Annotated in this window: 17 protein-coding genes; 11 read left to right on the forward strand and 6 right to left on the reverse strand. The window is 69.0% G+C overall.

Translation table 11 applies throughout. The annotated features are described in order from the left end of the window. Position 1 precedes the first annotated feature (1 nt). The 4 genes from pabB to CBM2588_RS14450 form a co-directional block, all read right to left on the reverse strand. On the reverse strand, positions 2–1,930 hold the full coding sequence (pabB, locus tag CBM2588_RS14435; RefSeq protein ID WP_115681069.1) for an aminodeoxychorismate synthase component I: 1,929 nt from the start codon (positions 1,928–1,930) through the stop codon (positions 2–4). A 219-nt stretch (positions 1,931–2,149) separates the two neighbouring features. Then, a complete protein-coding gene (gene dnaJ, locus CBM2588_RS14440; RefSeq protein WP_111519215.1) occupies positions 2,150–3,286 on the reverse strand; it encodes a molecular chaperone DnaJ in 1,137 nt (378 codons plus the stop codon). Positions 3,287–3,457: 171 nt separating this feature from the next. Continuing rightward, entirely contained in the window at positions 3,458–5,404 is a 1,947-nt protein-coding gene (gene dnaK / locus CBM2588_RS14445; RefSeq protein ID WP_115681070.1) for a molecular chaperone DnaK, read from the reverse strand. 196 nt (positions 5,405–5,600) lie between these two features. Next, a complete protein-coding gene (locus CBM2588_RS14450) occupies positions 5,601–6,161 on the reverse strand; it encodes a cob(I)yrinic acid a,c-diamide adenosyltransferase (RefSeq protein WP_115681071.1) in 561 nt (186 codons plus the stop codon). Positions 6,162–6,442: 281 nt separating this feature from the next. Between CBM2588_RS14450 and CBM2588_RS14455 the strand changes: the two genes are divergently transcribed. The 11 genes from CBM2588_RS14455 (at position 6,443) to CBM2588_RS14505 (ending at position 16,843) form a co-directional block, all read left to right on the forward strand. Continuing rightward, a complete protein-coding gene (locus CBM2588_RS14455) occupies positions 6,443–7,873 on the forward strand; it encodes an FAD-binding oxidoreductase (RefSeq protein WP_115681072.1) in 1,431 nt (476 codons plus the stop codon). 13 nt (positions 7,874–7,886) lie between these two features. Next, positions 7,887–8,777, forward strand: coding sequence for a LysR substrate-binding domain-containing protein (locus CBM2588_RS14460; protein WP_115681073.1), 891 nt, complete (start codon positions 7,887–7,889; stop codon positions 8,775–8,777). Between the two features lie 12 nt (positions 8,778–8,789). Continuing rightward, positions 8,790–9,329, forward strand: coding sequence for a GNAT family N-acetyltransferase (locus CBM2588_RS14465; protein ID WP_115681074.1), 540 nt, complete (start codon positions 8,790–8,792; stop codon positions 9,327–9,329). Positions 9,330–9,586: 257 nt separating this feature from the next. After that, positions 9,587–11,107, forward strand: a complete 1,521-nt coding sequence (locus tag CBM2588_RS14470; RefSeq protein WP_115681075.1) for an FAD-linked oxidase C-terminal domain-containing protein — start codon at positions 9,587–9,589, stop codon at positions 11,105–11,107. 8 nt (positions 11,108–11,115) lie between these two features. Then, complete coding sequence (locus CBM2588_RS14475) at positions 11,116–12,039, forward strand: ion transporter (protein ID WP_115681076.1); 924 nt, start codon at positions 11,116–11,118, stop codon at positions 12,037–12,039. 41 nt (positions 12,040–12,080) lie between these two features. Continuing rightward, positions 12,081–13,184 (forward strand): glycolate oxidase subunit GlcE, encoded by a 1,104-nt coding sequence (glcE, locus tag CBM2588_RS14480; RefSeq protein WP_115681077.1) that lies wholly within the window; start codon positions 12,081–12,083, stop codon positions 13,182–13,184. 41 nt (positions 13,185–13,225) lie between these two features. Then, entirely contained in the window at positions 13,226–14,479 is a 1,254-nt protein-coding gene (gene glcF / locus CBM2588_RS14485) for a glycolate oxidase subunit GlcF (RefSeq protein ID WP_115681078.1), read from the forward strand. Positions 14,480–14,551: 72 nt separating this feature from the next. Next, the gene (locus CBM2588_RS14490) at positions 14,552–14,938 is read left to right on the forward strand and encodes a CidA/LrgA family protein (RefSeq protein ID WP_115681496.1); all 387 of its coding nucleotides are present in this window, start codon (positions 14,552–14,554) and stop codon (positions 14,936–14,938) included. Further along, positions 14,935–15,660, forward strand: coding sequence for an LrgB family protein (locus CBM2588_RS14495; protein WP_115681079.1), 726 nt, complete (start codon positions 14,935–14,937; stop codon positions 15,658–15,660). The genes CBM2588_RS14490 and CBM2588_RS14495 overlap by 4 nt, the downstream gene beginning before the upstream one ends. Before the next feature lie 99 nt (positions 15,661–15,759). Beyond that, positions 15,760–16,131, forward strand: a complete 372-nt coding sequence (locus CBM2588_RS14500; protein WP_197717962.1) for a VOC family protein — start codon at positions 15,760–15,762, stop codon at positions 16,129–16,131. A 22-nt stretch (positions 16,132–16,153) separates the two neighbouring features. After that, on the forward strand, positions 16,154–16,843 hold the full coding sequence (locus tag CBM2588_RS14505; protein ID WP_115681081.1) for a helix-turn-helix transcriptional regulator: 690 nt from the start codon (positions 16,154–16,156) through the stop codon (positions 16,841–16,843). Between the two features lie 14 nt (positions 16,844–16,857). On the opposite strand, the gene CBM2588_RS14510 is transcribed toward CBM2588_RS14505, so the two are convergent. Next, positions 16,858–17,352 carry a glutathione peroxidase gene (locus tag CBM2588_RS14510; protein WP_115681082.1) on the reverse strand — a complete coding sequence of 165 codons (495 nt, stop codon included), beginning with the start codon at positions 17,350–17,352 and terminating at the stop codon, positions 16,858–16,860. Between the two features lie 64 nt (positions 17,353–17,416). Then, positions 17,417–18,556 (reverse strand): PilT/PilU family type 4a pilus ATPase, encoded by a 1,140-nt coding sequence (locus CBM2588_RS14515; RefSeq protein WP_115681083.1) that lies wholly within the window; start codon positions 18,554–18,556, stop codon positions 17,417–17,419. Positions 18,557–18,576: the final 20 nt, after the last annotated feature.

Raw genomic sequence — 18,576 nt, forward strand, 5'->3', positions numbered from 1 at the left:
GTCAGGCCATCCACTTCGCCGGCATCGCGCCGCGCAGGGCGTTGACCAGCACGATGGCCTCGGCGCGCGCCAGCATCGCGCGCGTGACCACCGCTTCTTCGACCGGCTCGCCCGGCGCGCCCAGCGCCGCGCCGCCCGCCTCCAGCACCACCGCCCGCATCACGCCCGGCAGGATGTCGGCCGACAGCGGCGGCGTCAGCCAGCGGCCATCGATGCGCACGAACACCGAACTGCGCCCGCCCTCGAGCAGTTCGCCGCGCGTGTTGAAGAACAGCCGGTCGAAGCCGCCGGCGCGCTCGGCGGCCTGCCAGCCGGCATCGAACACCGCGCGCGCACTGGTCTTGTGGCGGCGCAGCGGGTCGGCCGGCGGCAGCGGGTCCGGCGCGAGGTCGACACCGACCGGCCCTGCCGGCAACGGCGCCAGCGCGCCGCTGGCGAACGACAGCGTGCCGGACTTGTCCACGCTGAGACGCAGGCGCCAGCTGCCGGCACCCAGTTTTGCCGCCTGCGCGGCCACCGCCTCGCGCGCGGCGTTGGCGTCGAAGGCAAAGCCGAACGCCTGCGCCGAGGCCCCGATGCGCGCCAGGTGCCGCGCCAGGTGCGGGCAGGCGCCGTCTTGCGCGCGCAGGGTCTCGAACAGCGTGAAGCCGGGATCGTGGCGGGTCAGGAAGCGCGCCTTCCAGCCGCATTCGGCGAATTCCTCCGCCGCCACGCTGTCATGGACGATGCCGCCGCCCACCCCCATTTCGCCGGCGCGCAAGCCGCTGGCCGCTGGCGGCGCCAACACCAGCGTGCGGATCGCCACCGACAGCGCGAACGGACCGGCCATGGCCGCGCCGGACGGCGCCTCGATCCAGCCGATCGCGCCGGTGTAGAGCCCGCGCGGCGCGCGCTCCAGCTCGGCAATGATCTGCATGGTGCGCCGCTTGGGCGCGCCGGTGATCGAGCCGCACGGGAACAGCGCCGCCATCAGCGCGCCGAAGCCGGTGCCGGGCCGCGCCGTCGCCGTCACGGTAGAGGTCATCTGCAGCACCGCGCCGAACGGCTGCACGGCAAAGCGCTCCGGCACCGCCACGCTGCCCGGCTGCGCGATGCGGCCCAGGTCGTTGCGCAGCAGGTCGACGATCATCACGTTCTCGGCCCGGTTCTTGGCATCGGCCGCCAGCGCTGCGGTGGCCTGCGCATCGCGCGCGGCATCGCCGGCGCGCGGCGCGGTGCCTTTCATCGGCCGGGTCAGCAGGTGGCCCTGGCCATCGTGGCGCACGAACAGTTCGGGCGACAGCGACAGCACCATGGCGTCATCCGGCAGCCGCGCCAGCACGCCATAAGGCACCGGCTGCGCGGCGCGCAGCGCCGCGTACAGCGCCACCGGATCGCCGAAGGCAGCGCAGCGCAGGCGCTGGGTGTAGTTGACCTGGTAGGTGTCGCCGGCTTCGATCCACTGGTGGATGCGCGCGATGGCGTCATCGAAGGCAGCGCGCGAAGTATCGGAAGCGATATCCATCAGGCCCGCTGGCTTCGCCTCCGCATGGGTCTGCAGCCACGCCGCCACCGCCGCCGCATCGAGCCGTTGCAGCGCGCGGAACCACAGCAGGCGCAGCGCGCCGTCGTGGAACGGCATGGCGTTGCCGGTATGCACCGGCGCCTCGACCAGCGCGCCGCCGAATTCGTAGGGCGCGAACACGGTGGCGTGCCAGCCCTGGCGCCAGCCTTCGGCGAGCATCGCGTCGAGTCGGGCGATGTCGCTGCCGGGGGGCAGCAGGTCTTCGTGGACGAAGCTGGTGTAGAGGCGGGATGCGGGTTGCCCGGCGGGTGCGGTGGCGTCGTCGAGCAGGACGAAGACGTCATCGCCGCCCGCTCGCGTGCTCCCCTCTCCCGCTTGCGGCGGAGGGGCTGGGGGAAAGGGCGGGGGCTGGATGCTTGCTACCACGGGAAATCGTCAGGAAAACAGGATTGCCGGCGTACCGACAGGGCGCAGGCATGCATTATCGCGCGGCGCAGGCATGGCGGCGATGGACGCGCCGGCCCTCTCCCCCGGCCCCTCTGCCGCAAGCGGGAGAGGGAAGCAAACCCGCGGTTCGCCGGCGTCATGCGCCAAAAACAAAACCGGCCACGCTCGCGCGTGGCCGGTTCCATACCGCAGGCCGGATCAGCTGAAGAAGCTCTTCACCTTGTCCAGCCACGAGGTTTCCTGCGGGCTGTGGCGCGAGCCGCCCTCGTGCACCGAGCGGTCGAACTGGCGCAGCATTTCCTTCTGCGCCTCGGTCAGCTTGACCGGCGTCTCCACGTTCACATGCACGTAGAGGTCGCCGGGGTAGCCGGAGCGCACGCCCTTGATGCCCTTGCCGCGCAGCCGGAAGGTCTTGCCGGACTGGGTGGCCTCGGGCACCGGGAAGGTGGCCTTGCCGCTCAGCGTCGGCACTTCCAGGTCGCCGCCCAGCGCCGCGGTGGCGAACGAGATCGGCATCTGGCAGTGCAGGTCGTCGCCGTCGCGCTCGAACACGGCGTGCGGCTTGATGTGGACTTCCACGTACAGGTCGCCCGGGGGGCCGCCATTGATGCCCGGCTCGCCGTTGCCGGATGAACGGATGCGCATGCCTTCGTCGATGCCGGCCGGGATCTTCACTTCCAGCGTCTTCTGCGACTTCAGCTTGCCCTGGCCGTGGCACTTGGTGCAGGGCTTGGGGATGAACTTGCCGCTGCCGTGGCACTTGGGGCAGGTCTGCTGCATGGTGAAGAAGCCCTGCGACACGCGCACCTGGCCGGCACCGTGGCAGGTCGGGCAGGTTTCCACGCTGGAGCCGGGCTCGGCGCCGTTGCCGTGGCAGTGGTCGCAGTCGTCCCAGTGCGGCACGCGGATCTGGGCCTCGTGGCCGTGCGCGGCCTGCTCCAGCGAGATCTCCATGCTGTAGCGCAGGTCGGCGCCGCGGTAGGCCTGCGGGCCGCCGCCACCGCGCCGGCCGCCGCCGCCCTGGCCGAAGATATCGCCAAAGATGTCGCCGAAGGCCTCGGCGAAGCCGCCGTAGCCCTGCGCGCCGCCGAAGCCGCCCGCCATGTTCGGGTCCACGCCGGCATGGCCGTACTGGTCGTACGCGGCCTTCTTCTCCGGGTCGGAAAGCATCTCGTAGGCCTCCTTGGCCTCCTTGAACTTTTCCTCGGATTCCTTGCTGTCCGGATTGCGGTCCGGGTGGTATTTCATCGCGAGCTTGCGATAAGCCTTCTTGACTTCGTCTTCGCTCGCGTTCTTGCCTACCCCGAGCACTTCGTAATAGTCACGTTTTGCCATGGTGGCTCATTACCTCATTGGCCGGCGGGTGCAAGCGGCACGGGCCGGCGAATAGCAAAAAAGCCGAGCGCGGCATCCGACGGCGGTTTCCCGCAGGTCTGATGGCCGTCGCCCGGCGTCGGGGCGGGAGCGGCGCCGGCCAGTGCCTGCACCGCCGCCCGCGTATCCCGATTACTTCTTGTCGTTGACTTCCTTGAATTCGGCGTCCACAACGTTGTCGTCCTGCGGCTGGGCCTGCTGCTGGCCGCCGGCAGCACCCGCGGCACCGGCCGCGGCGCCTTCACCGGCCTTGGCCTGCATGTCGGCGTAGACCTTCTCGCCCAGCTTCTGGCTGACTTCGGACAGCGCGTTGACCTTGGCGTCGATCTCGGTCTTGTCGCCGCCGCGCGCGGCGTCTTCCAGTTCCTTGATCGCGGCCTCGATCTTTTCCTTCTCGCCCGCGTCCAGCTTGTCGCCGTACTCGGTCAGCGCCTTCTTGGTCGAGTGGATCAGCGCGTCGGCCTGGTTGCGGGCATCAGCCAGCTCGCGGGCCTTCTTGTCTTCCTCGGCGTTGGCCTCGGCGTCCTTGACCATGCGCTGGATCTCGTCTTCCGACAGGCCCGAGTTGGCCTTGATGGTGATCCGGTTTTCCTTGCCGCTGGCCTTGTCCTTGGCGCCCACGTGCAGGATGCCGTTGGCGTCGATGTCGAACGAGACCTCGATCTGCGGCGTGCCGCGCGGTGCCGGCGGAATGCCCTCGAGGTTGAACTCGCCCAGCAGCTTGTTGCCGGTGGCCATTTCACGCTCGCCCTGGTACACCTTGATGGTCACGGCCGGCTGGTTGTCGTCGGCGGTCGAGAACACCTGCGCATGCTTGGTCGGGATGGTGGTGTTCTTGGTGATCATCTTGGTCATCACGCCACCCAGGGTCTCGATGCCCAGCGACAGCGGCGTCACGTCCAGCAGCAGCACGTCCTTGCGGTCACCCGACAGCACCGAGCCCTGGATCGCGGCACCGACGGCCACGGCTTCGTCCGGGTTCACGTCCTTGCGCGCTTCCTTGCCGAAGAACTCCTTGACCTGCTCCTGCACCTTGGGCATGCGGGTCATGCCGCCGACCAGGATCACGTCGTCGATGTCGCTGACCTTGACGCCGGCATCCTTGATCGCGGTGCGGCACGGCTCGATGGTGCGGGTGATCAGCTCTTCGACCAGCGATTCCAGCTTGGCGCGGGTCATCTTCAGGTTCAGGTGCTTCGGACCCGAGGCATCGGCCGTGATGTACGGCAGGTTGATCTCGGTCTGCTGCGAGCTCGACAGTTCGATCTTGGCCTTTTCGGCGGCTTCCTTCAGGCGCTGCAGCGCGAGCACGTCCTTGGACAGGTCGACGCCCTGGTCCTTCTTGAACTCGCCGATGATGTAGTCGATGATGCGCTGGTCGAAGTCTTCGCCGCCCAGGAAGGTGTCGCCGTTGGTCGACAGCACTTCGAACTGCTTCTCGCCGTCCACGTCCGCGATCTCGATGATCGAGATGTCGAAGGTGCCGCCGCCGAGGTCATACACGGCGATCTTGCGGTCGCCCTTCTCGTTCTTGTCCAGGCCGAAGGCCAGCGCGGCCGCGGTCGGCTCGTTGATGATGCGCTTGACATCCAGGCCGGCGATGCGGCCGGCGTCCTTGGTCGCCTGGCGCTGCGAGTCGTTGAAGTAGGCCGGCACGGTGATCACGGCTTCGGTCACCGGCTCGCCGAGGTAGTCCTCGGCGGTCTTCTTCATCTTGCGCAGCACTTCGGCGGAGACCTGCGGCGGCGCCAGCTTCTGGTCGCGCACCGACACCCATGCGTCGCCGTTGTCGGCCTTGACGATGGAATACGGCATCAGGCCGATGTCCTTCTGGACTTCCTTCTCTTCGAACTTGCGGCCGATCAGGCGCTTGACCGCGTACAGCGTGTTACGCGGGTTGGTCACGGCCTGCCGCTTGGCGGGTGCGCCGACCAGGATTTCACCGTCTTCCATGTAGGCGATGATCGACGGGGTGGTGCGTGCGCCTTCCGAGTTTTCGATGACCTTGGGGGTGTTGCCCTCCATGATCGCAACGCAGCTATTGGTGGTACCGAGGTCGATACCGATGATCTTACCCATTATTCTCTCCTCTTGAGCCAGCGCTATCCGCGCGGCTGCAATTCAACCTGAGGCCGAAATGTGGCCGTCCGGGGGCTTTTCAAGGGCAGAACCGGCAAATCCGAGTAATTTTCTCGGTTTCTGCCCTCATTCAACGGCAGGCGCCGCCGCGGCTTGAGCAGGAAGCGCTGGCAGAACGCTTTATGTGGCTCTTGAATTACTTGGCCGTGTCATCGCGATCGCGTTGCCACAGCACATCGGAGCCGCCGCCCGCCCGGTTCAGCACCCGCGCCAGCACGAACATCAGGTCCGAGAGCCGGTTCAGGTACTGGCGCGGCGCCTCGTTTAGCGCTTCGGCCGCGCCCAGGGCCACCAGCGCGCGCTCGGCGCGCCGGCACACGGTGCGGCAGACGTGGGCCTGCGCCGCGGCGCGGCTGCCGCCGGGCAGGATGAACTCGGCCAGGCGCGGCAGGTTGGCGTTGTAGTCGGCCAGCCAGGTGTCGAGCTGCGCCACCTGCTCGGGCTTGAGCAGCGTGTAGCCCGGGATGGAAAGCTCGCCGCCCAGGTCGAACAGGTCGTGCTGGATATGCAGCAGCGCGGCGCGCACGTCGGCGGGCAGGTCTTCGGTCAGCAGCACGCCGACGTGGCAGTTCAGTTCATCGACATCGCCGATCGCGGCGATGCGCAGGCTGTCCTTGCCGGTGCGGCTGCCGTCGCCCAGGCCGGTGGTGCCGGCGTCGCCGGTGCGGGTGGCGATCTTCGACAGGCGGTTGCCCATGCCGGTCTCCTTGTCAGCGGTTGGTCGTTGGGAAATGGCGCATTATCGCGCCAGAGCCGGCGACTTAGCCATGCGCGCTGGGTCCGTCGGCACGGGCTGGCATCGCCATCGGCTTGTGCGGCTATCGGCCGCGCGCTCGCCGCGGGAAGGTGCACCAGCCGCCGCGCGGCGTAGAATGCAGTTATCCGTCCATTCGATAACCGGGTCGCGCCCCAGCCTGCCGCCGGCACCCTCGGCGTCCTCGCCACCCATGAGGCCGCACCGACCCGTCGGAGACCCGCATGAACCACCCCACGCCGTCCGCCTCCCTCGCCCGCCGTCCGCTGCCGCCCGCCATCGCCGACGCCCTCGCGGCACGCTTCGGCGAGCGCTTTACCACCTCCGCCGGCGTGCGCGAGCACCACGGCCGCGACGAATCGCCGTTTCCGCCGGCGCTGCCCGATGCGGTGGTGTTTGCCCACAGCACCGAGGAAGTGGCCGAGGTGGCGCGCCTGTGCAACCAGCACGGCGTGCCGCTGATCCCGTACGGCGCGGGCTCGTCGCTGGAAGGCCACCTGCTGGCGGTGGCCGGCGGCATCAGCCTGGACCTGTCGCAGATGAACCGGGTGCTGGCGGTGCAGCCCGAGGACCTGACCGTGACGGTGCAGCCCGGCGTCACGCGCAAGCAGCTCAACCAGGAGATCAAGGACACCGGCCTGTTCTTCCCGATCGACCCGGGCGCCGACGCGTCGCTGGGCGGCATGTGCGCCACGCGCGCGTCGGGGACCAACGCGGTGCGCTACGGCACCATGCGCGAGAACGTGCTGGCGCTGACGGTGGTGACCGCCGACGGCCGCGTGATCCGCACCGGCACGCAGGCGCGCAAGTCGTCGGCGGGCTATGACCTGACCCGGCTCTTCATCGGCAGCGAAGGCACGCTCGGCATCATCACCGAGGTCACGGTGCGGCTGTATCCGCAGCCCGAGGCGATCTCGGCCGCGGTGTGCGCCTTCCCCAGCATGGGCAGCGCGGTGCAGGCCGTGATCCAGACCATCCAGCTGGGCGTGCCGGTGGCGCGCGTGGAATTCGTCGATGCGCTGGCGATCCGTGCCATCAACCGCCACGACAACCTGACCCTGCCCGAGACCCCGCACCTGTTCTTCGAATTCCACGGCACCGAGGCCGGCGTGCGCGAGCAGGCCGAGACCGTGCAGCAGATCACCGCCGACTTCGGCGGCCAGGGCTTCGAGTGGGCCACGCGTCCGGAAGACCGCAGCCGGCTGTGGAATGCGCGCCATACCGCGTACTTTGCGATGCTGCAGCTCAAGCCGGGCTGCAAGTCGGTCACCACCGACGTGTGCGTGCCGATCTCGCGCCTGGCCGACTGCGTCACCGAGACCGAGAAGGACCTGAACGCCTCGGCGCTGCCCTGCCCCATCGTCGGCCATGTCGGCGACGGCAACTTCCACGTGGCGATTCTGGTCGACCCTGACAAGCCAGAGGAAATGGCCGAGGCCGAGGCCATCAACCAGCGCATCGTCGAACGCGCGCTGGCGATGGGCGGCACCTGCACCGGCGAGCACGGCGTGGGCCTGCACAAGCAGCGCTTCCTGGTGGACGAGCACGGCGAGGATGCGCTCGACCTGATGCGCGCGATCAAGGACGCACTGGATCCCAACCATATCCTGAATCCGGGCAAGATCTTCAGCGCCGCGCGCGGCGCCGCGCAGTAAAGCTTGCGACCGGATGGCCTCCATGTTCAACCGCGTCCCGCCGCTGCACCTGCTGATCGCGTTCGAGGCCGCCGCGCGCCTGGGCAGCTTCGCGCGCGCGGCCGAGGAACTGTCGGTGACGCCCAGCGCGGTCTCGCACCGGATCAAGAATCTCGAGGAGCTGTGGGGCGAAGACCTGTTCGTGCGCGCCAACGCCGCGCTGCGGCTGACCGCCGCCGGCACGCGCTACCTGCGCAACGTGCAGGACGCGCTCAAGTCGCTCAACGAGCTGGCCCGGCCCGAGTACAACAAGCTGCGCACGCGCCTGCGCGTGGCGATCCCGCCGACCTTCGGACGCCAGCACCTGGTGCCGCGCCTGCCTGAGTTCGGCGCGCTCTATCCGCATATCGACCTCGAGCTGCACCTGGCGATCCCGTTCCTCGACGTCAAGGCCGAGGACACCGATGTCGAGATCCGCTACGGCACCGGTCGCTACCCCGACCTGAAGACCACCAAGCTGCTGGTGGAGCCGGTGTTCCCGGCGTGCGGGCGCGAGTACTACGAGCGCGTCAACGGCCGCGCCATCACCCGGCCCGAGCACCTGCACGGCCTGGTGCTGCTGCGCAGCCCGCTGGAGCCGTGGAAGCCGTGGTTCGAGACCGCCGGGCTGGACTGGCCCGAGCCGCAGACCGGCCCGCAGTTCAACGACATCGGGCTGATGCTGGAGGCGATCGCCTCCAACCAGGGCGTGGCGCTGGTGCGCCAGCGCATGGCGCGGCACTGGCTGTCGCTGGGGCAGATGGTGCGGCTGCTCGATGTGGAATCGGTATCGCCGCACGGCTACTACATCGTCGAGCGCGAACAGGCGCCGCTAAAGCCCGAGGCGCGCTATTTCGTCGACTGGCTGCTGAGCCTGGACTGGTAGGAGACTGCGCCAATGGAAATCCGCCTGCTGACCCCCGACGATGCCGCGGCCTTCCACGCGCTGCGGCTGCAGGGACTGGCCGAGGCGCCCGAAGCCTTTGCCGCCAGCCTGGAAGAAGAACAGGACCTGGCGCCGGAAGCGGTGGCGCAACGCCTTGCGCCGAGCGCGGACAAGGCCATGTTCGGCGCCTTCGAGGCCGCCCCCGGCGGCATCGCGCTGGCCGGCATGGTTGGCGTGATGCGCGAGCCCCGGCGCAAGCACTGGCACAAGGCCTCGATCTTCGGCATGTACGTGGCGCCGGCCTGGCGCGCGCGCAAGCTCGGCCGCGCGCTGATGCTGCGCGCGCTGCAGCAGGCCGCCGCCATGCCGGGCGTGCGCCAGGTGACGCTGTGCGTCAATGCCGGCAGCGCGGGCGCGGTGCGCCTGTACGAATCGCTCGGCTTCGAGCGCTTCGGGCTGGAGCCCGATGCGTTGTACGTCGCGCCGCACTTCCACGACAAGCTCGACATGGTGCTGCGGCTGCCGGCCGCCCCGGCGCGGCCGGACCTCTGAAGGCAGTACCCGCCTGTCCCGCCATTCCGCTGGCCGGCCGCCGGTGCTACGCTGAAACCGGAGCCCGTGCCCGCCGGGCATGATGAGCATTTTTGATCGGCCCGGCATGCCGAATTCACGTCCGGCGTGGTGCCCGCGCCAGGTGGCCTGCGCTATAGTCACCCGTCCCCCGCGCCGGCACTGCACCGCCGCGGCCGGCAGGCCGGCAAACGATCATTACAGGCCGCCCCGCCCAGGAGACCCCACAGGAGTCGTTCATGAATGCCCCGCACGAAGCCCAAACCCTCGCTCCCGGCGCCGCCGACACTCCGGCCACGGCCGACGGCCGTCGCGACGCGCTGCTGGCCGGCCTGGCGCAGATCCTGCCCGATGCCGCGGTGCTGTGGAAGCCGGAAGACACCGTGCCCTATGAATGCGACGGCCTGGCCGCGTACCGCCAGGTGCCGATGGCGGTAGCACTGCCCGACACCGAGGAGCAGGTCTGCGCCATCCTGCGGCTGTGCCACCAGCTGGGCGTGCCGGTGGTGCCGCGCGGCGCCGGCACCAGCCTGTCGGGCGGCGCCATGCCGATCGCCGAGGGCCTGGTGCTGTCGCTGGCCAAGTTCAAGCGCATCCTGGCGGTCGATCCGTATGCGCGCACCGCGGTGGTCCAGCCGGGCGTGCGCAACCTGGCGATCTCGGACGCCGCCGCGCCGCACAACCTGTACTACGCGCCCGACCCGTCGTCGCAGATCGCCTGCACCATCGGCGGCAACGTCAGCGAGAACTCCGGCGGCGTGCACTGCCTGAAGTACGGCCTGACCGTGCACAACGTGCTGCGCGTGCGCGCGGTGACGATGTCGGGCGAGGTGGTGGTGTTCGGCTCCGAGGCCCCCGATGCGCCCGGGCTGGACCTGCTGGCCGTGCTGATCGGCTCCGAGGGCATGCTGGCGGTAGTGACCGAGGTCACCGTGCGCCTGATCCCCAAGCCGCAGCTGGCGCAGGTGATCATGGCCTGCTTCGACGATGTCGAGAAAGGCGGCAACGCGGTCGCCGACGTGATCGCCGCGGGCATCATCCCGGCCGGGCTGGAAATGATGGACAAGCCCGCCACCGCCGCGGTCGAGCAGTTCGTGCATGCGGGCTATGACCTCGATGCCGCCGCGATCCTGCTGTGCGAGTCCGACGGCACGCCCGAGGAAGTGGCCGAGGAGATCGAGCGCATGAGCGCGGTGCTGACGGCATCGGGCTGCACCCGCATCGTGGTCTCGCAGAACGAGGCCGAGCGCCTGCGCTTCTGGAGCGGCCGCAAGAACGCCTTCCCCGCGGCCGGGCGGATCTCGCCCGACTATTACTGCATGGACGGCACCATCCCGCGCAAGCACATCGGCACGCTGCTCAAGCGCATCGAGGCCATGGAGGTGAAGTACGGGCTGCGCTGCATCAACGTGTTCCATGCCGGCGACGGCAACATGCACCCGCTGGTGCTGTTCGACGGCGGCGACGTGGACGAGTGGCACCGCGCCGAGCTGTTCGGCGCCGACATCCTGGAAACCTGCGTCGAGCTGGGCGGCACCGTCACCGGCGAGCACGGCGTGGGCGTGGAAAAGCTCAACTCCATGTGCGTGCAGTTCTCGACCGCGGAGCGCGACGCCTTCTTCGGCGTCAAGGCCGCCTTCGACCCGGCGCGGCTGCTCAACCCCGACAAGGCCATCCCGACGCTGGCGCGCTGCGCCGAATACGGCAAGATGCACGTGAAGAAGGGCCTGCTGCCGCATCCCGAGTTGCCGCGCTTCTGAGCCCAGCCATGCGAGACGATCCCCGCCGGCGCCAGCACCAGGAAGCCGTGGTGCGCCAGCGCCTGGGCCAGCCCGAGGCCGGCTGGCGCCAGCGCTGGTACACCATCATCTTCGAGGCCGATACGCGCGAAGGGCGCATCTTCGATGTCGCGCTGCTGATCGCCATCGTCACCAGCGTGATGATCGTGATGCTCGACAGCCTGCCCGCGTTGAACCAGCGCGCGGGCGGGGTATTCACGGCGCTGGAATGGATATTCACGCTGCTGTTCACGGCCGAGTACGCCATGCGCCTGATGGTGGTGCGGCGGCCGTGGCGCTATGCGCTGAGCTTCTACGGCGTCATCGACTTCATCTCGATCATGCCGACCTGGCTGGCGTTCTTCGTGCCGGAACTGCATTTCCTGATCGACGTGCGGCTGCTGCGGCTGCTGCGCGTGTTCCGGATCCTGAAGCTGACCGTGTACTTCGAGGAAGCCGAGATCCTGTACCGCGCGCTGGTCAACAGCCGGCGCAAGATCTTCGTGTTCCTGGCCGCGGTGTTCATCATCACCGTGATCCTCGGCACCGTGATGTACGTGGTCGAGGGCCCGGAGCACGGCTTCCACAGCATCCCGGTCAGCATGTACTGGGCCGTGGTGACGCTGACCACCACCGGCTTCGGCGACATGGTGCCGAAGACGCCGCTGGGGCAGTTCATCACCTCGCTGACGATCCTGCTGGGCTACGGCATCATCGCCTTTCCCACCGGCATCGTCGGCGCCGAGCTGGCCGCCAGCATCATGAAGCGGCCACTGACGACCCGCACCTGCACCCATTGCCTGACCGAGGGGCACGAGCCCGACGCACAGTATTGCAAGCACTGCGGCAGCCAGCTGCCGGCCTATCAGAACGACCGGCCTGAAGTCCCGGGCGGCCGCGACGGCTCGACCTGACCCTGGGCCTCGCCATGACACCTTCCCCATCTCGCACGACTATGCAAGCCACCCTCGACGCCTTCCGCGACGCCGTCAGGCAAGCCACCGAGACCCGCACCCCGCTGCGGCTGCGCGGCGGCGGCAGCAAGGACTTCTACGGCCAGCCGCCGCAAGGCCAGTTGCTGGACACGCGCGCCTACACCGGCATCGTCGACTACGACCCGGCCGAACTGGTGATCACCGCGCGCTGCGGCACGCCGCTGGCCGAGGTCGAGGCCGCGCTGGCGGAAAAGCGCCAGATCCTCGCGTTCGAGCCGCCCCACTTCGCGCTGCCCGGCCAGCCCAGCGTGGCGACGCTGGGCGGCGCCGTCGCCGCCGGCTTGTCGGGCCCGCGCCGGCAGGCGGTGGGCGCGCTGCGCGACTTCGTGCTGGGCGCGCAGCTGATGGACGGCCGCGGCGAGGTGATGGACTTCGGCGGCCAGGTGATGAAGAACGTCGCGGGCTACGACGTGTCGCGGTTGCTGGCGGGCTCGCTCGGCACGCTGGGGCTGATCCTGCAGGTCTCGCTCAAGGTGCTGCCGGCACCGTTCGACGAGGCCACGCTGCGCTTCGAGATGGCGCAGGCCGAAGCCATCCGGCAACTGAACCAGTGGGGCGGCCAGCCGCTGCCGCTGGCGTCTTCGGTGTGGCAGGCGGGCGTGCTGCTCGTGCGCCTGTCCGGCGCCGGCGCCGCGGTGCGCGCGGCCTGCGCACGGCTGGGCGGCGAACGCCTGGAGCCGGCGCCCGCCGCCGCGCTGTGGCAGTCGCTGCGCGAGCAGACCCACCCGTTCTTTGCCCCGGCCCACGCGGGCCGCGCGCTGTGGCGACTGGCGGTGCCCACCGTGGCCGCGCCGCTGGCGCTGCCCGGCGAACAGCTGGTCGAATGGGGCGGCGGCCAGCGCTGGTGGCTGCCCGAAGAGGGCTCCGCCAAGGCCGACGCCGAAAGCGTGCGCGCGGTGGCCCAGGCCGCCGGCGGCCATGCCACGCTGTTTCGCCACGGCGACAAGTCGATGGGCGTGTTCACGCCGCTGGCGTCGCCGCTGGCCGCGATCCATCGCCGCCTGAAAGAGACCTTCGACCCGGCGGGCATCTTCAATCCGCAGCGCATGTACCCTGGGCTCTGAGCCCGCGGGCCCAGACACCCAGGCACAACTTCCCCCACATCATGCAAACGACCCTGGCCGATTTTCTCCGCGACACGCCCGAAGGCGAGGAAGCCAAATCCATCGTCGGCAAATGCGTGCATTGCGGCTTCTGCACCGCCACCTGCCCCACCTACCAGTTGCTCGGCGATGAGCTGGACGGGCCGCGCGGGCGCATCTACCTGATGAAGCAGGTACTCGAAGGCCATGCCATCACCGAAAGCACGCGCCTGCACCTGGACCGTTGCCTGACCTGCCGCAACTGCGAATCGACCTGCCCGTCGGGCGTGCGCTACGGACGGCTGGTCGACATCGGCCGCCAGCTGGTCGACGACAAGCTCGAGGCCGAAGGCGTGCGGCGTCCCGCCAGCCAGCGCATCGCGCGCTGGGTGTTGCGCGAGGGGCTGACGCGGCCGGCGCTGTTCGGCACGGCGCTGCGCCTGGGCCAGATGGTGCGCCCGCTGCTGCCGGGCACGCTGCGCGCCAAGGTGCCGCCGCTGTCGGCCAGCGCCGCCCCGGGCACGTGGCCGCGCAACACGCATGCGCGCAAGATGCTGTTGCTCGACGGTTGCGTGCAGCCGGCGATGTCGCCCAACATCAATGCCGCCACCGCGCGCGTGTTCGACCGTGTCGGCGTACAACTGGTGGTGGCGCGCGAGGCCGGCTGCTGCGGCGCGATCCGCTTCCACACCGGCGACCACGATGGCGGCCTCGACAATATGCGCCGCAATATCGACGCGTGGTGGCCGCACGTCGAAGCCGGCGCCGAAGCCATCGTGATGACCGCATCGGGCTGCGGCGCGATGGTCAAGGACTACGGCCACCTGCTGCGCAACGATCCCGCCTATGCCGAGCGCGCGCGCCGCATCTCGGCGCTGACGCGCGACCTGTCCGAGATCCTGCCGGACTTTGCCGACGACCTGCATGCCGCCGCCGGCGCGGTGCCGCGCGACGGCCGGCGCGTGGCCTACCACCCGCCGTGCACGCTGCAGCACGGCCAGCAGATCCGCGGCAAAGTCGAAGCGCTCTTGACCGGCCTCGGCGTGGAAGTCAAACTCTGCGCTGACAGCCACCTGTGCTGCGGCTCGGCGGGCACTTACTCGGTGCTGCAGCCGGAACTGTCCCAGCGCCTGCGCGACGACAAGCTCGCCAAACTGCAGGCGACGCAGCCCGAAGCCATCGTCTCGGCCAATATCGGCTGCATCTCGCACCTGCAGGGCGGCACCGATACGCCGGTCATGCACTGGATCGAACTGGTCGACCGGATGCTGGGATAACATCCCGGCCGTGGTTGTCTCCGCTCTCTCCCGCTTGCGGGAGAGAGGGCCATGCACAACCACGACCGCCCCATGCTCCAGACCTTTGCCATCCTGTTGGTTTTCCAGTCCGTCGGCGAGGTGATCAGCTACGCGCTGACCCTGCCCGTGCCCGGCCCCGTGCTCGGCATGATCCTGCTGTTCGGCTGGCTCGTCTTCGACGACCGGCTGCTGCCCGTGATCCAGGGCACCACCACCGAGCTGCTCAAGCACCTGTCGCTGCTGTTCGTGCCGGCCGGCGTCGGCATCATGGTCCACGCCAACCGCATCGAGGGCGAGTGGATGCCGATCCTGGTCGCGCTGGTGGTGTCCACCTGGCTGGCCATCGCCACCACCGCGGTGGTCACGCGCATGCTGATGCGCAAGCGTTCCGGCTCGCCCGACGCGCCGCCGGCCGACGCCAGGGGAGAACAGGCATGATGACGCCGCGCCTGAACGAGATCTGGGTCTACCTTGCCGCCAGCCCGCTGGTGGGCCTGACCGCGACGCTGCTGGCCTATGTCTTTGCCTTCCGCATCTACGAGAAATCGCGCTTCTCGCCGCTGGCCAACCCGGTGATGATCGCGGTGGCGCTGCTGGTCACGGTGCTGACCGTCACCGGCACGCCCTACAAGACCTACTTCGACGGCGCGCAGTTCGTGCACTTCCTGCTGGGACCGGCGACGGTGGCGCTGGCGGTGCCGCTGTACCTGCAGCTGCCCAAGCTGCGCACCCATGTGTTCCCGCTGCTGGCGGGACTGGTGGCCGGCTCGGTGGTGGCGGTGGTGGCGGCGGTGGGCATTGCCTGGCTGCTGGGTGCCTCGCCGGAAACCGTGCGCTCGCTCGCGCCCAAGTCGGTGACGATCCCGATCGCCATGGGCGTGGCCGAGAAGATCGGCGGGCTGCCGTCGCTGACGGCGGTGCTGGTGATGGGCACCGGCATCATCGGCGCGGTCAGCGCGACCATGCTGCTGAACCTGCTGCGCATCCGCGACTACAGCGTGCGCGGCTTTGCCACCGGCGTGGCGGCGCACGGCATCGGCACCGCGCGGGCGTTCCAGGTCAACCAGGAGGCCGGCGCCTTCGCCGCGCTCGGCATGGGCCTGAACGGCGTGCTGACCGCGATCCTGGTGCCGGTGATGGCGGCGTGGATGCCGCACTGACCTCCCGTCCCTGACATCCTCCTGACAGCACGCTGTCAGCAGCCCCCGCGCATGATGCGAGCTCCTCACTCCCCTACCTATGGAACCCAGGAGCCCATCATGAGCCAACGTCTGATCAACTGGCTGGAAATCCCCGTCGTCGACATGCCCCGCGCCATCGGCTTCTACGAGCAGGTCTTCGATATCCGGCTGCGCCGCGAAACCATGAGCCAGGTCGACATGGCCGTGTTCCCGCACCCCGATCCCGGCGGCGCGCTGGTCGCCGGCGAAGGCTACCGGCCCAGCAACTACTACGGCACGGTGCCGTACCTGCACGCGCCGGAACTCGATGCGCTGCTGGAACGCGCGGCGCGCGCCGGCGGCAAGACCGTGTTCGGGCCGCTGCGCCTGCCGGGCGAGATCGGCCGCATCGCGCATATCACCGACAGCGAAGGCAACCGCATCGGCCTGCACGAGCCGGTGGCCGGATGAGCGCCATGGGCCACGCTGACCGATGAGCCGTCGCGCCGACCGCCTGTTCCAGATCGTGCAGGTGCTGCGCGGCCGCCGCCTGACCACGGCGGCGCTGCTGGCGCAGCGGCTCGGGGTTTCGGAACGCACCGTCTACCGTGATATCCAGGCGCTGTCGCTATCGGGCGTGCCGGTCGAGGGCGAGGCCGGCATCGGCTACCGGCTGCGCGCCGACTTCGACGTCCCGCCGCTGATGTTCAGTGCCATGGAAGTGGAAGCGCTGGTCGCCGGCCTGCGGCTGCTGAAGGCCTGGGGCGGCGGCGCGCTCGCCGCCGCGGCCGATCCCGCGCTGGAGAAGCTGATGGCGGCGCTGCCGCCGCCGCGCCGGCTGGCGGCGCAGCAAAGCCGCGTGTTTGCGCCCGAATACGTCAACCAGGCGCATGTGCGCGAGGCCTTCGACGTGGTGCATGGCGCGCTGGGCGCACACAAGCTGCTGCGGCTCGACTACTGCGACGTGCAGCAGCGCATCACCGAACGCGTAGTGATGCCGCTGGGGCTGTTCTTCTGGGGCAATGCCTGGCTGCTGGCGACCTGGTGCACCACGCGCGAGGACTACCGCAGCTTCCGGCTGGACCGCTGCCGCGCCATCCGCATGCTCGACGATCAGTTCCACGAAACCCCGGACCGCTCGCTCAACGGCTTCCTGCGCGCGGTGCGCGCCAGCGGCGCCTGAGGCTCAGGCTGAGTTCAGGCCGCCGGGTCGGACAGCAGCCGCTCGATATCGGCGCGCAGCTCGTCCGGCTTGGTGGTCGGCGCATAGCGCTTGAACACCGTGCCGTCGCGGCGCAGCAGGAACTTGGTGAAATTCCACTTGATGCCCTGGGTACCGAGCACGCCACGCTTCTCGGTGGTCAGCCACTGGTACAGCGGATGGGCGTCGGGGCCGTTGACGTCGATCTTGGCGAACATCGGGAAGCGCACCGCGAACCGCGTCTCGCAGAACTGCCCGATCTGCTGCGCATCGCCCGGCTCCTGCTTGCCGAACTGGTTGCACGGAAAGCCCAGCACTTCGAGCCCGCGCCCGTGGTACTCGTCATAGAGCTTCTGCAGGCCTTCGTACTGCGGGGTAAAGCCGCATTCGCTGGCGGTATTGACCACCAGCATCACCTTGCCCTGGAACTGCGACAGCGGCACCGGCTGGCCGGCGAGCGAGTTGGCTTCAAACTGGTAGACATTGCTCATGGCAGACTCCTGTAGATAGCCAAGCATACCGCCACGCGCGGCAATGCGCAGCAAGGCGCAGCCTTCAGATGACGTTGAGGTGTTCGGTGCCCGCGCCCAGGTCCGAGTCCTTGGCGTGGGTGCTGTGCAGCTTGATCATCAGGCGCAGGTCGTTGAGCGAATCGGCGTTGCGCAGCGCGTCTTCGTAGGTGATCTTGCCGTGCTCGTACAGGTCGAACAGCGCCTGGTCGAACGAAATCATGCCCTGCTCGCGCGATTTCTTGATGACTTCCTTGAGCTCGTGGATCTCGCCCTTGAAGATCAGGTCGGCCACCAGCGGCGTGCCGATCATGATCTCCACCGCCGGCACCCGGCCCTTGCGGCCCGCGCGCGGCAGCAGGCGCTGCGAGATCATCGCCTTCAGGTTCAGCGACAGGTCGATCAGCAGCTGCTGGCGCTTTTCCTCGGGGAAGAAGTTGACCACGCGGTCGATCGCCTGGTTGGCGTTGTTGGCGTGCAGCGTGGCCAGGCAGAGGTGCCCGGTCTCGGCATACTGCATCGCGTACTCCATGGTTTCGCGGTCGCGGATCTCGCCGATCAGGATCACGTCGGGCGCCTGGCGCAGCGTGTTCTTCAGCGCCACGTGCCAGGACTCGGTATCGATGCCGACCTCGCGCTGCGTGACGATGCAGTTCTGGTGCGCGTGCACGTACTCGATCGGATCCTCGATGGTGATGATGTGGCCGTAGGAGTGGGCGTTGCGGTGGTCCAGCATCGCCGCCAGCGTGGTCGACTTGCCCGAGCCGGTTGCCCCGGTCACGATCACCAGCCCGCGCTTGGCCATCACCACGTCATGCAGCGTCTGCGGCAGGTCCAGGTCCGCCACCGACGGAATGCGCGTATTGATGGTGCGCACCACCATGCCGGCCTTGCCCTGCTGGATAAAGGCCGACACGCGGAAGCGCCCGGCCTTGGGCGCGCTGATCGCAAAATTGCATTCGCGGCTGGTGTCGAAGTCCTGCACCTGGCGCTCGTTCATCACCGAGCGCACCAGGCCCAGCGCCTGGGTCGGGTTCAGCGGCTGCTGCGACACCGGCGTGATCTTGCCGTCGACCTTGATCGCCGGCGGGAAGTCCGACGTGATGAACAGGTCCGAGCCGCGGTTGCTGACCATCAGCTCGAGCAGGTCATTGATGTACTTGGCGGCGGATTCGCGGTCGAGCATGGCGGTGTCCTGCTGGAGGA

The organism is Cupriavidus taiwanensis, assembly GCF_900250075.1.
Classification (GTDB): domain Bacteria; phylum Pseudomonadota; class Gammaproteobacteria; order Burkholderiales; family Burkholderiaceae; genus Cupriavidus; species Cupriavidus taiwanensis_C.